This is a genomic window from Stenotrophomonas sp. Y-13 (genome assembly GCF_046267925.1).
Lineage (GTDB): Bacteria > Pseudomonadota > Gammaproteobacteria > Xanthomonadales > Xanthomonadaceae > Stenotrophomonas > Stenotrophomonas acidaminiphila_A.
This window is the reverse complement of sequence record NZ_CP176501.1, coordinates 1,853,711-1,867,631: the sequence shown is the minus strand read 5'-3', so window position 1 is coordinate 1,867,631 and position 13,921 is coordinate 1,853,711. Positions and strand designations below refer to the sequence as shown.

Sequence of the window (13,921 nt, the reverse complement as noted above, 5' to 3'; positions counted from 1 at the left end):
TAGCCGAGCGCGCGCGCGCGCGCCAAGCGGCAAAGGTCATGCACCGGCCGCTTCAACGCGGGCGCCGGCTGTCGGCGATCTGGCGCCGGTGCAGGCGGAACAGGTGGCGTTCCAGCGCGGTGTCCAGCGCCTCGCCGGTACTCTGCAGGCGCAGCCACAGGTAGAGCCCGCCGTTGCCCGAGGCGGCTTCGCCCAGCACCTGCACCGGCAGTTCGATATGGTCGGGCAGCCAGTCGGCCGGCTGCAGGCGCACGATGCCGGCGCTGCCCTGGACCGCGCCGCTGCGCTGGCCCAGCTCGAGCCGCAGGCCCCGCCGCGACCAGCGCACCGGGCGCAGCGGCAGCGCCTGGGTGGACTGCCGCAGCAGGCGCCCCAGCAATACCAGGGCAAGGTCCATGCGTGCCTCCAGCCGTGCCAGCTGCTGGCTGCCGTCGGTGCCGCGCTCGTCACTGTCGTCGGCGCCGCGCGAGTCTTCCACCAGCGCCACGCTGCGCAACAGCATTTCCGCCGCGCCGGCGCGGATCGCGCCGCTGCCCGGCTCGAACACTGCCGGCAGCGAGACATCGCAGGTCAGCGTGTCCTCGAACAGCTCGACCTCCGCCGGGTGGTGCACGATGCTGGCGCCGGGCGTGTTCATGCCAGCGATTCGGCCTGCTGGTAAGCGTGCGCGGCGCGCACCGACTGGCGCCCGGCGCGCAGCCGCGCCGCGGCGATGTCGCGGCGTACCAGCATGTCGGCCATCAGCGACTGCTGCAGCGCCAGCAGGTTGCGCAGGCCGTTGGCCGCGGACTGCGCGCCGCAGGCCTCCACGAACTCGCGCAGGCGGCGGTCGTGGCCGCTGGCGATGCGCTCGGCCTGGGCGTGGTCTTCCTGTTCCACCGCCACGCGCAGCGCTTCCAGGTCGTCGTGCAGGGCCTTCAGGGTGTGATCGGGGTCCATCATGGTCCTCAGGCTCCGGTGACGGCGGGGCGTTGGCGCTGGTCGGGCGGGATCGCGTTCCAGGCCGATTCGATCTCGCCCATGAGCGACAGCGACTCCTGCAGCGCCGCCACGTCGTTGTTGAGGTTGGCCTCGGTCAGGCGCTGGATGACGTAGTCGTACAGCGCGGAGAGGTTGCCGGCGATTTCGCCGCCGGCCTCATGGTCGAGCGAGCCATTGAGGTGGCCGATGATGGCGCAGGCCTCGCCGATGGCCGTGCCCTTCATCGCCTGGTCGCCCTGGGCCAGGAACGCCTCGGCGCGACGGATGCGCTCGCCGGCCCCTTCGAACAGCAGGGCCACCAGCTTGTGCGGATCGGCATCCACAACCTTGGTGGACACGCCGACCTTGCGGTACTGCTCGGCGTAGTTGCGGCTGGAACCGTACATGGTGAGAGTCTCCTGGGACCTGTCCGGCGCGCGGTCCGGGCAGCGTCGGCAATGATGGGGTGGTATCCGTGTATCGGCCGTCATGGCCGTTTACTTGAATGTCGGACGGTTATTTCTGCAGTGCGGCAAGCTGCTGCGCCAGGTAGTTGCTGGTGCCCTGCATCTGCGCCACCAGCGAGTCCATGGCGGTGAACTGCCGGGTATAGCGTGCCGACACCTTCTCCATGCGCGCGTCGAGGTCGTCCAGGTCCTTTTCCAGCTTCTTGATCTGCTTGTTGAGCGCGTCGGTACGCAGGGTCAGGGTGCCGGTGCCGGTGTCCAGGTTGCTCTTGAGCAGCTTGGACAGGCCGTCGGACAGGGTGCCGTCCTTGCCCAGCAGGCGCGCGGCCGCGTTCGGGTTCTCGGCCAGGGTCTTGTCGAAGGTGCTGCTGTTCAGCGCCAGGGTGCCGTCGGTGTTGATGGTCAGCCCCAGCGCCTTCATGTCCACCACGTTGGCGCTGAGCTGGCCGCGCAGCTGCTGCTGCAGGCCGCGCACCAGCGAGTCGCCGGTCAGGGTGGAGGCGCGCTTGTTGGTGGCATCGTAGGCGCTGGAGTTCTTGAGCAGGTTGACCGAGGCGTTGTAGGCGCTGACGAAGGCCTGCAGGTTGATCTTCAGCGGCGCGTTGTCCTGGCTGACCGTCAGGGTCTTGGTGGTGCCTTCCTCGGCCTTGTTCAGGGTGAGGGTGATGCCCGGGATGAGGTCGCTGATGCTGTTGCTGCTGGATTCGCGCTCGAAACCGTCCACCCGCACCCGCGCGTTGCTGGCGGCCACGGTCTGGGTGAGGCCGCCGCCGGTGCCGTCCCAGGTCAGGGCGGAAAGCCCACCGTTGCCGCCGCTGGCCGAGACGGTCAGGGCGCCCTTGGTGCCGGCGTCCACGGCATTGAGCACCAGGTGCTGGCCGTCGCTGGCGGTGATGACGGTGGCGTTGACGCCCTTGCCGTTGGCGGTCTTGTTGATCGCCGCGGCGATCTCGGCCAGGGTGCTGCCCGGCTTGATCTCGACGTCGATGGATTTGTCGTCCCAGGCGATCTTCAGGCTGCCGTCACCGACCGCCGCATCGGCGGCGAACGCGCCGGAGCTGAGCTTCTGCGGCTGCGCCAGGCTCAGTACTTCCACGTTGTAGGTGCCGGCCACCGCCAGGGTCTTGCCGGTGGTGGCGTCGGTCACCACGGTCGCGCCGAAGCCGCTGCCTTCCGGCACCGAGGTCTTGTAGGCCTGGTTGCTGGCGCCCTTGACCAGCGCATCGAGCGATGACTGCAGGCCGCTCAGCGAGCTCTTGATGCTGCCCAGCGCCGAAAGTTTGGCGGTGACCGTCGATCCCTGGGTGTTGATGCGGTCGGCGGCCGGCTTGCGCTCGTTGGCGACCAGCTGCGAGACGAGGGTGGGGATGTCCAGGCCGGAGCCGACGACGGAAAGGGAGGACGAGGCCATCTGGATTCCTTGTGCGCAAATGGACGCCCTTGCAGGCATCCCGGATATCGGCACGTTCCCCGGCTTCTTTAGCCACGGGACCGCGCGGGTCACGCCTGGGGTGCAAGTCCCGTGCCGGGATCTCCGGCGCCGCCGGTGCCGGCGACGGCGGCCGCTTTGCATGGCCGCAAATGGATGAAGCCCCCGCCATTGCTGGCGGGGGCTCCGGGTCGTGGCCTGGTCGGGCTGACCCCGACGGATCAGCGCAGCAGGCTGAGCACGTTCTGGGTCGAGCTGTTGGCCTGGCTCAGCATCGCGGTACCGGCCTGCTGCAGGATCTGCGTGCGGGTCATTTCCGCCGTTTCCTTGGCGTAGTCGGCGTCGCGGATGCGGCTGCGCGAAGCGGACAGGTTTTCCGAGGTGGTGGCCAGGTTGGCGATGGTGGAGCTGAAGCGGTTCTGGATCGCACCCATGTCGGCGCGCGAGCTGTTGACCGCGGTCAGCGCCTTGTCCACCACTTCCAGGGCGCGCTGGGCGCCGACGAAGGAAGAGATGTCCATCTTGCCGGCGACGGTTTCCTGGGCCGGGGCGGTCACCGCGGCGGCGGTCTGCGCGGTGAAGGCGGTGGCGCCGGCGGTGATGCCGGTGGCCTGGCCGGTGACGGCGTCGGTGATGGTGCCGAAGGTGAAGCCGGTGGTGTACTGGTTGCCCTTGACCGCCTGCAGCTTGACCGCGCCGGCGCTGTCCAGGGTGGCGTAGACGCCGGTCTGGTCCATCTTGTCGTTGATGGCGGTGGCGACCTTCTGGTTGATGGTCTTCACGCTGTCGCCGGCGTTGAACTTGACGTCGTCGATGTTGATCGTCTGCGCCGCGCTGGCACCGACCTGCTGCACGCTGATCCTCACGCCCGAGATCTTGCCGGCGGCGGCGGCGACGCCCGAAGCGGTCGCGGCAACCACGTTGACGGCGGTGGTGTCGGAGGCGAAGTTCATCTTGCCCAGGTTGGCGGTGCGCGAATCAACGATGTTGTTGATGCCGATGGTCTGGCCGGCGTCGGCGCCGACCTGGAACAGCGCGCCGGTGAAGCTGCCGTCCAGCAGCTTGGTGCCGTTGAAGCTGGTCTGGTTGGCGACGCGGTCGATTTCCTTCAGCAGCTGGTTGACTTCGGCGTTCAGCGCGTCGCGGTCGGTGCCGGAGTTGGTGGCGTTGGCCGACTGCACGGCCAGTTCGCGGATACGCTGCAGGTTGTTGCCGATTTCGACCATCGCGCCTTCGGCGGTCTGCGCCAGCGAGATGCCGTCGTTGGCATTGCGGGTGGCCACGTCCAGGCCGCGGATCTGGGTGGTGAAGCGCTCGGAGATCGCCAGGCCGGCGGCGTCGTCCTTGGCGCTGTTGATGCGCATGCCCGAGGACAGGCGCTGGATGCTGGTCGCCAGGCTGGTGGCGCTGGTGTTCAGGTTGCGCTGGGCGTTCAGCGACATGATGTTGGTGTTGATGACTTGTGCCATGATTCGGATTCCTTTTTGGCGTTTGATCCGGCAGCTCAACCTGACCGGTACTGAGTGCAGTGGAGTGGCGTAGGGCGCCGCAGTACCGCTGCTGATACCAATAACGGCAGCATCCCGGGCAGCTTTAGGGCCGCCTGGAAAAACGGATCGCACGATCCGCCGATGCGTCCGGATGCATGGCGTCATATGGAAACGGCGCTGGAACCGCAGGGTTCCAGCGCCGTTGTTTTTTACATCGCCGCCGCGGCCGGCCGCCCCGCCAGGGGCGCGCGCCCCTGCAACGACAGAGCCCCGGGCAGGCCGGGGCTCTGGTTCCTGCCGCTTTCGGTGCCGGCTTACTTGAGCAGGTTGAGCACGTTCTGCGGGACCTGGTTGGCCTGCGCCAGCATCGCGGTACCGGCCTGCTGCAGGATCTGCGTGCGGGTCATTTCCGCCGTTTCCTTGGCGTAGTCGGCGTCGCGGATGCGGCTGCGCGAGGCCGACAGGTTTTCCGAGGTGGTCGACAGGTTGGCGATGGTCGAAGTGAAGCGGTTCTGGATCGCGCCCATCTCCGCACGCGAACCGCTCACCGCGGTCAGCGACTTGTCCACGATCTCCAGGGCGCGCTGGGCGCCGGCGAAATTGGAGATGTCCAGGTTCTCCAGGTGGTTGATGCCGCCGCCGGCCGCCGCGGTGCCGGCCGCGGCCAGCGACGCCGGCAGGTCGGCGGCCAGCGACAGGGTGATGCCGGTGCCGCCGCTGAGGGTGCCGTTGCTCACGCCCTCGAAGTCCTGGCCGGCCTTGAGCGAGGTCAGCTTGATGTTGCCGCCGCTGACCTCGGCGTACAGGCCGGTCTGGTCCAGCTTGTTGTTGAACGCCTGGGCGATCTTCTTCTGCACGGCCGCCGCGTCGTCGCCCACTTCGATCTTGACGTCGTCCAGGGTGATGGTGGTGAGGCCGGCGGCGCCGGCCGGCGCGCCGGCGGCGCGGATCGACACGGCGATGCCCTTGATCGCGCCCGAGGCGGTCGCCGCGGTGCCGCCGACGCCGGCGCCGCTGACGGTGTCGGCGAAGCCGGCGCGGCCCAGCTGGTCGATGTTGGCATCGACGATGCTGTTGACCGCGATGGTCTGGCCGGCGTCGGCGCCGACCTGGAACAGCGCGCCGGTGAAGCTGCCGTCCAGCAGCTTGGTGCCGTTGAAGCTGGTCTGGTTGGCGACGCGGTCGATCTCGCTCAGCAGCTGCTGCACTTCGGCGTTGAGCGCGTCACGGTCGCTGCCGGAGTTGGTGGCGTTGGCCGACTGCACCGCCAGTTCGCGGATGCGCTGCAGGTTGCTGCTGATCTCGACCATCGCGCCTTCGGCGGTCTGCGCCAGCGAGATGCCGTCGTTGGCGTTGCGGGTGGCCACGTCCAGGCCGCGGATCTGGGTGGTGAAGCGCTCGGAAATCGCCAGGCCCGCGGCGTCGTCCTTGGCGCTGTTGATGCGCAGGCCCGAGGACAGGCGCTGGATGCTGGTCGCCAGGCTGCTGCCGCTGGTGTTCAGGTTGCGCTGGGCGTTCAGCGACATGATGTTGGTGTTGATGACTTGTGCCATGGGACTTCTCCGTTGTGCTCGGGTCTTGCGTGATATGGGAAGGCGGTTTGCGTTTGTCTGGATCAGCGGATCATGTTGAACAGCGACATGGACTGCATTTGCGTGAACACGGTCTGTGCGGCCTGCAGGGCGGCGCCTTCGAGCTTGTACTGGCCGATGGCCTCGGCGTAATCGAGGTCACGCAGCTGCGAAAGCGAATCCTTCAGGGTGATGGCGTTGGCCTCGCGCAGCGAGGCGGCGTTGTCGATGGCGCTGAGCTGCGCGCCGCCGGATGCGCGCGAATCGATCATCTTCTCCGCGGCGCGGGCCACGTCGCGCAGGCTGGACTGCAGCAGGTTCTGCTGCGCGGTGCGGCCGGCGAGGGTGGAGGTGTCCATCTGCAGCGCCTGGGACAGGCGGTCGATGGTGGAGAACACATCGCGGTTGCCGGCCTGGCCGACCGTGAACTCGTCGCCGGCCGCCGGCACGCCGCTCATGCGCACGCGCAGGCCCTGGAAGACGAGGTCGTCGCCCTCGGCATAGGTGCCGCTGCCGACCGTGGCACCGCCACTGTCGAGGATGTCGTAGGCGCCGGGGCCGGTGAAGCGCACCGTGTAGCTGTCGCCGCTCCACGCCGCGCTGCCGTCGCGGCTGGCGCCGGTCAGCACTGCCTGGCCGGTGTTGCCGGCCGCGGCACTGCCGTCGACGGTGCCGTCGCCGGTGCGGATGCGCATGAAGATCTCGCTGCCGGGCAGGGCGTCCTGCACGAAGCTGCCGGGCGCGACCTCGACCTGGCGCTGGGTCTGGTCGCCGTTGTAGAGGATCGTGCCGTTGTTGGCCGCGAACGGCGCCACGCCATCGGCGGTGCCGCCGAACAGGAAGCGGCCGTTGCCATCGGTGCTGTTGGCCAGCGACAGCAGCGATTCGCGGATCGAGCGCAGCTCGGCCGAAACGCTCTTGCGGTCCTCGGCCGACAGCGCCGCGTTGTTGGCCTGGATGGTGAGGTCGGACACGCGCTGCAGCAGCTCACCGGCCTGCGCCAGCGCGTTTTCCTGCAGGCCCAGCCGGTTCTGCACGTTCGCCGCGTTGGCGCCCAGCTGGTCCAGTTCGGCCAGGATCCGGTCCATGCCCACGGCGGTGCCGGAGGCGACCGGATCGTCCTTGGCCGAGACCAGCTTCTGTCCGGTGGCCAGCTGGCGCTCCAGGTGGTTGAGCTTGCTCTGCTTGGCGAGCATCAGGTACACCGACTGGTCGTACATCATGCTGCTGGAGATGCGGTTGTTCATCAGCCCACCGCCCGCAGGATCGACTGGAACATGGTGTCGGCCGTGGAGATCAGCTGCGAGGCGGCCTGGTAGGCCTGCTGCAGGCGGAGCATGTCCGCCGCTTCCTCGTCCAGGTTCACCCCGGAGATCGAATCGCGGGTGGCCTGCGCGTTCTCGTTGATCACCTGCTGCGCCTGCAGCGAGTAGTCGGCCGCGCGCGCGGCCGCGCCGATCTGCGTGGTCAGCCCGCCCAGCGCGCCGTTGAGGGTGACGGTGCCGCCGTTGAAGGCTTTGGCGTCCTCGACCGCGGCCATGCGCGCGGCGTTGCCATTGTCGCTGGAGCCGGCCGGGGTGCGCGACACGGTGAAGGTGTCGCCCGCGGCCGGCTTGCCGTCGAGTACCAGGCTCCAGCCATTGGCGGCGATGGTCTGGCCGGGCGTGTACGGCAGCGGCGGGCCGCCATTGATGGTGTAGTTGTTGGCATCGATGAAGTCGATGCTGACCGGGTCGAGCAGGGCGCCGTTGGCGGCGTCGGTGATGTCGAGCTTGCCGGCCACGCCGGTACCGACGTTGCCCAGATCGGCCTTGGCCCGCACCGGGTTGGCCGCGGCGATGCGCGACGGGTCGGTGATCGCCACCGCCAGCCCGCCGGGGGCGGCCGCGGTGGGCTGCACCAGGAAGCGGTCGTTGAGCGCCGGGGTACCGCCGACCACCAGTTCGATGCCGTTGACCACGAACGGATCGGCGGCGCTGCCGCTGCCGCTCATCGGCACCTGCGCGCCGGTGTCGGTGCGCGTGGCCACCCAGGCGCTGCCGTTGAAGCGCAGCTGCAGGTTCTGCCCGTCGAGCGCGGCGACGTCGCCGTAGCTGGCGCTGACGGTGGCGGTGCTCGCGCTGCTGTTGCCGCTGTGCGCGGCGACCTTGGGCGGGGCGAGGCTGAAGAAGTCCACGCCCATGTCGCCATACAGGTCCATGCCTTCGCGGTGGCTTTCGTTGAACGCCTGCGCCAGGCCGACGGCGATGCGCCCGAGTTCGGCCTGTGCCGGGGTCAGCACGGTGTCGCGGAACTCCAGCAGGCCGCCGATGCTGCCGCCCAGCGCCTTGCCGTCCAGGACGATGGTCTGGCCCTGGGTCTTCAGTGCCAGCTGCAGGCGCTCGGGCTGGTACGGGTCGGCCACGGTGGTGACCTGCGAGGCGGTGCCGCCGACCACCAGCGCATGGCCGCCGGCCGAGTACACGTTCATGATGCCGCCGTCCTGGATCACGGCGGTGCCACCGGTATAGCCCACCAGCTGGGTGATCAGCTGGTCGCGGCGATCGAGCAGGTCCGGTGCGACGCCGGTAATGTCGGCGCCGATCGCGCTGTTGATCTGCGCGATTTCCCGGGCCAGGCGGTTGATCTCGCCGGTGCCGGCGATCAGGCCGTTGTTGACCTCGTTGCCAAGGGTGTCCAGGTTGCCGTTCAACTGCTTGAAGCGGTTGACCAGGTCGTTGGCGTTGTCGAGCATGCTGCGGCGGTCGGCGGTGCCGGCGGCGTTGGCCGACAGCCCGCTGACCGAGTCGAAGAAGTTGGACCAGATGCCGTTGAGGTTGGTCGCGCTGTCCGAGAACAGCGCATCCACCCGGTCGGCCAGCCCGGAAAGCTGCTTCAGCCGGGCCAGTTCGCCGCTGCTGTCGAGCAGGCGCGAGATCGCCAGCTGGTCGGCCACGCGGCGGATGTCGGTGATGCGGGTGCCGTTGCCGACATCGCCATAGCCCACGTCGGTGGGATTGCGCGTGGCGAAGTCGACCTTCTGCCGGCTGTAGCCGTCGGTCTTGATGTTGGCCACGTTGTGGCTGACGGTGGCCAGCGCCCGCTGGAAGGCGATGAGGGCGCTGCTACCGGTGGAGAGGACACTGGACATCGGGTTCTATCTCAACGGCGGGTGAGGCCGGACAGGCCGGCGGCGTGGGCGAAGGACTGGCCGAGGCGGGCGCCGGCCTGGCCGATGGCGGCCACCGCGCGGTCGATGGTCGGGCCGGCGGCGATGGCGGCGATCTTGGCGGCGTAGCCCGGATCGGTGGCATACCCGGCACGTTGCAAGCCCTGTGCAAAACCGCGCACGTCGCTGCCGGCCTTGAGCGCGGCCTGGTAGCGCGGGCTGTTCTTGAGCATGCGTACGTAGTCGCCGAAGCTCTCGGCCGGCGAGCCGTAGGCGCGGAAGCGCGCGGTCTGGCTCTGGCGCTGGCCGTCGACGTACTCATGGGTGGCGGCGCTGGCGCTTTCGCCCTTCCAGCCGCTGGCCTTGATGCCGAACAGGTTGTGGCTGCTGCCGCCGTTGTCGCGCTTGATGTGGCGGCGGCCCCAGCCGGTCTCCAGCGCGGCCTGCGCGACCAGCGCACGCGGATCGACGCCGAGTTCGCGCGCGGCCTTCTCGGCATGCGGCCAGATGCTGGCGACGAAGCCTTCCGGGGTGTGCTTGCCGAGCTGGTCGGCGGCGGCGTTGGCGGTGGCCATGTCCACGCCATCGGTACGCGGGGCGGCCGGGCCGACGCCGCTCCAGCGGTCGTTGGCCAGGGCCCAGTCGGTGGCTGCCGGCGCCGCGTCCGGTGCTGCGCCGCGGCCGCCGATGGACGCGTGCAGGCTGCCGCTGTCGCGGCCGGCGATCAGGTCCAGCATCTGTTCTTCCGGCATGGCCGGCACATTGCCGCTCAAGGCGTCGTGGCCGCCGGGCATGCCCGGCAGCGGGCTTTCCACCGCGCCGGCCGGCCGCCCCCCCCCGGCCGCTGCGCCAGGCAGGGCTTCACGGTAGGCCTGCGCGGCCTTCGCCGCCGGGACCAGCGCGGTGTCCAGCGGTGGGCTCGCCTGGCCGGCGCCGCCGAGCTGGCGCGCGATCATCGCCGACAGGCCCAGGCCGCGGCCCTGGGTCATGGCCTCGGCAATGCGCTGGTCGTACATCTCGCGGAACATCTGGCTTTCGCCGGGGAACAGCGAATCGCCGAAGCTGGCCGCGCGCATGCTCTTGATCAGCATCTGCGCGAACTGGCCTTCGAGCTGGCGCGCGACCTTGTCGATCTTCGCCGGGTCGTTGCCGGCGACCGGGTTGAGTTCCAGTGACGGGGCGGCGATGCGCATGCTCAGATCACCTCCAGCTCGGCGCTGAGCGCACCGGCCTGCTTGAGGGCTTCCAGGATCGCGATCAGGTCGCCGGGCGCGGCACCGACCTCGTTCACCGCGCGCACGATCTCGTCCAGCGTGGTGCCGCCCTCGAAGCGGAACATGCGGCTGCCTTCGTTGCTGGCGCTGATGGTGGACTGCGGCGCGGCCACGGTCTGGCCGCCGCCGAAGGCATTGGGCTGGCTGACCTGGGTGGCCTCGCTGACGGTCACCGTCAACGAGCCGTGCGCGATCGCCGCCGGGCTGACCCGGACCTGCGCGCCGATCACCACCGTGCCGGTGCGCGAGTTGACCACCACCCGCGCCGGCGCGGCGCCCGGCGACAGTTCGATGTTCTCGATGCGCGCCAGCAGGCCGATGCGCGCGCCCTGGTCGCTCGGCGCCTGCACCGCGACCGTGACCCCGTCGACCGCGCGCGCGGCACCTTCGCCGAACGCGTTGTTGAGTGCCGCGACCATGCGCGCGACCGTGGTGAAATCATTCTGATGCAGGTTCAGGGTGATCTCGCCGCTGGCGCCGAACACGTCGGGCAGGGCGCGTTCGACGGTCGCGCCGCCGGGGATGCGGCCGACGCTGGGCACGTTCACCGATACCCGCGAACCGTCCTTGCCCTGCACGCCGAAGCCACCGACCACCAGGTTGCCCTGGGCGATGGCGTAGACCTGGCCGTCGGCGCCCTTGAGCGGCGCCATCAGCAGCGAGCCGCCGCGCAGCGAGACCGCGTTGCCGATGGAGGACACGGTGATGTCGATGGTCTGCCCGGGCTTGGCGAACGGCGGCAGCTCGGCGTGGATCGCCACCGCGGCGACGTTCTTGAGCTGCGGGTTGACGTTCGGCGGGACATTGACGCCCAGTTCGCCGAGCATGTTCTTCAGGCTCTGCACGGTGAACGGCGCCTGGCTGGTACGGTCGCCGCTGCCGTCCAGACCGACCACCAGGCCATAGCCGACCAGCGCGTTGCCGCGCACGCCGCCGACCTGGGCCAGGTCCTTGATGCGTTCGGCGTGCGCCGGCAGCGCGAACGCGAACGCCAGCACCGCCAGCGCCCACAGGCCGGTGGCCCGCGGACGCGGAAGCGCGGCGGCGCGCGCGCGCAGGAAATAAGGCAGGCGCCAGCGCCTTTCCCTGGCCGCTGGCCCGTGGCCGCTGGCCGCCGTGGAGTAAGTACCGGTCATCGTTCTTCTCCTCAGTACGGCGCCAGGCGCGAGTTGAAGAACCGGCCCAGCCAGCCCATCGCGTTTGACTGGGCCACCGCGCCGCGGCCGCCATAGGCGATGCGCGCGTCGGCGACCTTGCTGGACGGGATGGTGTTGTCGGTGGCGATGTCGGCCGCGCGCACGATGCCCTGGATCTGCACCAGCTCGTCGCCCTGGTTCAGGCGCAGGTTCTTCTGCCCCTGTACCACCAGGTTGCCGTTGGGCAGGCGCTGGATCACGGTCACGGTCACGCTGCCCTGCAGGCGGTTGCTCTGCGCGCTGCTGCCCTTGCCGGTGAAGTCGCGCTCGCCGCTGGCGCTGGCGGCGAGCACGTCCTTGCCGCCCAGGGTGACCGGAGCGCCGAACAGGCTCGGCGAGCCGATGTCCATGCTCGACTTCTTGCCGATGGCGGTGTTGGCGCTGGTGGTGGCCGAGGTGCTCTCGACCAGGGTGATGGTCAGCAGGTCGCCGACGTCGCGGGCGCGGCGGTCGCCGTACAGGTTCAGGCCCGGACCGGCGGCGTAGATCGCGCCGGCCGTGGCCTCGGCCGCGGGCGCGACCACCGGCACCACCGGCGCCATGGCCGGGTAGGGGCGGATGTCGCCGGCGACCACGCAGCCGCCCAGCAGCACCAGGCTGGCCGCGGCGCAGGAAAGACGGAGGACGTTGGACAGGCAGGCCATGGCGGGTTCCGTAAGCGGCACGATCAGACGTTGTTGTTGAGGTAGCCGAGCATCGAATCGGTGGTGGAGATGGCCTTGGCGTTCATCTCGTAGGCGCGCTGGGTCTCGATCATCGCCACCAGCTCCTCGACCACGTTGACGTTGCTGCCTTCCAGCGCGCCCTGGACGATGCCGCCCAGGCCATTGAGGCCCGGGGTACCGTTCTGCGCGGGGCCCGATGCCGTGGTTTCCAGGTACAGGTTCTCGCCCTTGGCCTGCAGGCCGGCGGGGTTGATGAAGTCGGTCAGGGTCAGCGAGCCGATCTCGACCGAAGCCGCGTCACCGGCCATCTTCACGCTGACCGTGCCATCGGCACCGATGGTCAGCGACTGCGCCCCTTCCGGGATCTGGATGCCCGGCTGCACCGGGTAGCCGCTGTTGGTCACCAGCTCGCCCTGCGGGCTCATCTGGAAGCTGCCGTCGCGGGTGTAGGCCGAGCTGCCGTCGGGCAGCATCACTTCGAAGAAGCCGCGGCCGTTGACCATCACGTCCAGGGCGCGGCCGGTCTGCTGCTGGCCACCCTGCTGGAAATTCTTGGACGTGGCCACCACGCGCACGCCGGTGCCCAGCTGCAGGCCGGTCGGCAACTGCGTCTGCGCCGAGGACGAGCCGCCGGGCTGGCGCACCTGCTGGTACAGCAGGTCCTCGAAGCTGGCGCGGTCCTGCTTGAAGCCGGTGGTGTTGGTGTTGGCGAGGTTGTTGGAGACAACAGACATGCGCGTCTGCTGCGCATCCAGGCCGGTCTTGGCGACCCACAGTGCCTGATTCATGAGCGGTTCCTCTGCGACGGGTGCCGGCCCTCAGGGCCGTTGCAGGATGTAATGCATGGCCTGTGCCAGACCCGCGCGCCAATCGGCCGGCGCGGCGGCGTCAGCCGTTCAGGCGCAGCAGCGTGTTGGCGCTGCGCGCGTTCTCGTCGCCGTGCTTGATGACCTTGACCTGCATCTCGAACTGGCGCTGCAGCTGGATCATCTGCACCAGCGCGCCGGCCGCGTCGACGTTGCTGGACTCGAGCATGCCGCTGTCCAGCGCCTTGCCCTGGACCTGGGCGAACGGCTGCTGCGGGTTGCTGTTGCGCATCAGCCCGTCGAGGCCGCGCTGCAGTTGCGCGTCGGGCGCCTGCACCACGCGCAGCCGCCCGACCATGGCCATGGTCTGCGGGCCTTCGCCCAGCGGGATGATCGACAGGGTGCCGTCGTGGCCGATCTCCATGGCCTGGTGCGGCGGCACCGCCACCGGGTTGCCGTTCTCGTCGAGCACCGCATTGCCGTCGGCGGTGACCAGCTGGCCGTTGGGGGTGAGCGTCAACGCACCGGCGCGGGTATAGGCCTCGCTGCCGTCGCGCGACTGCACCGCCAGCCAGTTGCCCGGCTGCAGCGACAGGTCCAGCGCGTTGCCGGTGATCTGCTGTGCGCCGGTGCGGCGGTTGAAGCCGGCATCGACGTGCAGCGCGTCGATCCGCGAAGCGTAGCCCTGGCCCTGGACCGGGAACGCCTCGGTGTTGGCCAGGGCTTCCTTGAAACCGGGCGTGTCGGAATTGGCCAGGTTGTGGGAAACGGTGGCCTGCGCCTGCAGCGAGGCGCGGGCGCCGGTCATGGCGACGTAGAGGGCTTTGTCCATGGGCAAGGGGGACCGGGAAGCGGGAAGAAGGGAACGACGGAATGCCGGCGATGCAGGGCGAGGGGCCAGGCGCGGGGAACGGC

The 13,921-nt window shown here is 69.5% G+C and carries 13 protein-coding genes; all 13 read right to left on the bottom strand.

The genetic code is table 11. The annotated features are described in order from the left end of the window. Window positions 1-52: 52 nt before the first annotated feature. Window positions 53-637: a PilZ domain-containing protein gene (locus ACJ7VY_RS08525; RefSeq protein WP_409475424.1), complete on the bottom strand. Its 585-nt coding sequence runs from the start codon at window positions 635-637 to the stop codon at window positions 53-55. Beyond that, window positions 634-942 (bottom strand): hypothetical protein, encoded by a 309-nt coding sequence (locus ACJ7VY_RS08520; protein WP_104938840.1) that lies wholly within the window; start codon window positions 940-942, stop codon window positions 634-636. The genes ACJ7VY_RS08525 and ACJ7VY_RS08520 overlap by 4 nt, the downstream gene beginning before the upstream one ends. A 5-nt stretch (window positions 943-947) precedes the next feature. Next, window positions 948-1,367, bottom strand: coding sequence for a flagellar export chaperone FliS (gene fliS, locus ACJ7VY_RS08515; protein WP_409475423.1), 420 nt, complete (start codon window positions 1,365-1,367; stop codon window positions 948-950). Window positions 1,368-1,476: 109 nt separating this feature from the next. Next, window positions 1,477-2,838, bottom strand: coding sequence for a flagellar filament capping protein FliD (gene fliD, locus ACJ7VY_RS08510; protein ID WP_240212786.1), 1,362 nt, complete (start codon window positions 2,836-2,838; stop codon window positions 1,477-1,479). Between the two features lie 239 nt (window positions 2,839-3,077). Next, complete coding sequence (locus ACJ7VY_RS08505; RefSeq protein WP_409475422.1) at window positions 3,078-4,325, bottom strand: flagellin; 1,248 nt, start codon at window positions 4,323-4,325, stop codon at window positions 3,078-3,080. 335 nt (window positions 4,326-4,660) lie between these two features. After that, window positions 4,661-5,899, bottom strand: coding sequence for a flagellin (locus ACJ7VY_RS08500; RefSeq protein ID WP_104938836.1), 1,239 nt, complete (start codon window positions 5,897-5,899; stop codon window positions 4,661-4,663). Window positions 5,900-5,961: 62 nt separating this feature from the next. Continuing rightward, window positions 5,962-7,164 carry a flagellar hook-associated protein FlgL gene (gene flgL, locus ACJ7VY_RS08495; protein ID WP_161614438.1) on the bottom strand — a complete coding sequence of 401 codons (1,203 nt, stop codon included), beginning with the start codon at window positions 7,162-7,164 and terminating at the stop codon, window positions 5,962-5,964. Then, entirely contained in the window at window positions 7,164-9,047 is a 1,884-nt protein-coding gene (flgK, locus tag ACJ7VY_RS08490; protein WP_293758227.1) for a flagellar hook-associated protein FlgK, read from the bottom strand. The genes flgL and flgK overlap by 1 nt, the downstream gene beginning before the upstream one ends. Window positions 9,048-9,058: 11 nt before the next feature. Further along, window positions 9,059-10,258, bottom strand: a complete 1,200-nt coding sequence (gene flgJ, locus ACJ7VY_RS08485) for a flagellar assembly peptidoglycan hydrolase FlgJ (RefSeq protein ID WP_409475421.1) — start codon at window positions 10,256-10,258, stop codon at window positions 9,059-9,061. A gap of 2 nt (window positions 10,259-10,260) precedes the next feature. Beyond that, window positions 10,261-11,475 (bottom strand): flagellar basal body P-ring protein FlgI, encoded by a 1,215-nt coding sequence (locus ACJ7VY_RS08480; protein WP_313249478.1) that lies wholly within the window; start codon window positions 11,473-11,475, stop codon window positions 10,261-10,263. An 11-nt stretch (window positions 11,476-11,486) separates the two neighbouring features. Beyond that, entirely contained in the window at window positions 11,487-12,179 is a 693-nt protein-coding gene (flgH, locus tag ACJ7VY_RS08475) for a flagellar basal body L-ring protein FlgH (RefSeq protein WP_313249480.1), read from the bottom strand. 23 nt (window positions 12,180-12,202) lie between these two features. Then, entirely contained in the window at window positions 12,203-12,988 is a 786-nt protein-coding gene (gene flgG / locus ACJ7VY_RS08470) for a flagellar basal-body rod protein FlgG (RefSeq protein WP_104938831.1), read from the bottom strand. A gap of 100 nt (window positions 12,989-13,088) precedes the next feature. Beyond that, window positions 13,089-13,838 (bottom strand): flagellar basal body rod protein FlgF, encoded by a 750-nt coding sequence (locus ACJ7VY_RS08465; RefSeq protein ID WP_104938830.1) that lies wholly within the window; start codon window positions 13,836-13,838, stop codon window positions 13,089-13,091. Window positions 13,839-13,921: the final 83 nt, after the last annotated feature.

Excerpts from the sequence above, each read along its gene's own strand:
- ACJ7VY_RS08525 (WP_409475424.1), bottom strand. The coding sequence starts at position 637 with ATGAACACGCCCGGCGCCAGCATCGTGCACCACCCGGCGGAGGTCGAG.
- flgJ (WP_409475421.1), bottom strand. The coding sequence starts at position 10,258 with ATGCGCATCGCCGCCCCGTCACTGGAACTCAACCCGGTCGCCGGCAAC.
- ACJ7VY_RS08465 (WP_104938830.1), bottom strand. The coding sequence starts at position 13,838 with ATGGACAAAGCCCTCTACGTCGCCATGACCGGCGCCCGCGCCTCGCTG.
- flgL (WP_161614438.1), bottom strand. The coding sequence starts at position 7,164 with ATGAACAACCGCATCTCCAGCAGCATGATGTACGACCAGTCGGTGTAC.
- ACJ7VY_RS08480 (WP_313249478.1), bottom strand. The coding sequence starts at position 11,475 with ATGACCGGTACTTACTCCACGGCGGCCAGCGGCCACGGGCCAGCGGCC.
- ACJ7VY_RS08500 (WP_104938836.1), bottom strand. The coding sequence starts at position 5,899 with ATGGCACAAGTCATCAACACCAACATCATGTCGCTGAACGCCCAGCGC.
- flgH (WP_313249480.1), bottom strand. The coding sequence starts at position 12,179 with ATGGCCTGCCTGTCCAACGTCCTCCGTCTTTCCTGCGCCGCGGCCAGC.
- flgG (WP_104938831.1), bottom strand. The coding sequence starts at position 12,988 with ATGAATCAGGCACTGTGGGTCGCCAAGACCGGCCTGGATGCGCAGCAG.
- ACJ7VY_RS08520 (WP_104938840.1), bottom strand. The coding sequence starts at position 942 with ATGATGGACCCCGATCACACCCTGAAGGCCCTGCACGACGACCTGGAA.
- fliS (WP_409475423.1), bottom strand. The coding sequence starts at position 1,367 with ATGTACGGTTCCAGCCGCAACTACGCCGAGCAGTACCGCAAGGTCGGC.
- fliD (WP_240212786.1), bottom strand. The coding sequence starts at position 2,838 with ATGGCCTCGTCCTCCCTTTCCGTCGTCGGCTCCGGCCTGGACATCCCC.
- flgK (WP_293758227.1), bottom strand. The coding sequence starts at position 9,047 with ATGTCCAGTGTCCTCTCCACCGGTAGCAGCGCCCTCATCGCCTTCCAG.
- ACJ7VY_RS08505 (WP_409475422.1), bottom strand. The coding sequence starts at position 4,325 with ATGGCACAAGTCATCAACACCAACATCATGTCGCTGAACGCCCAGCGC.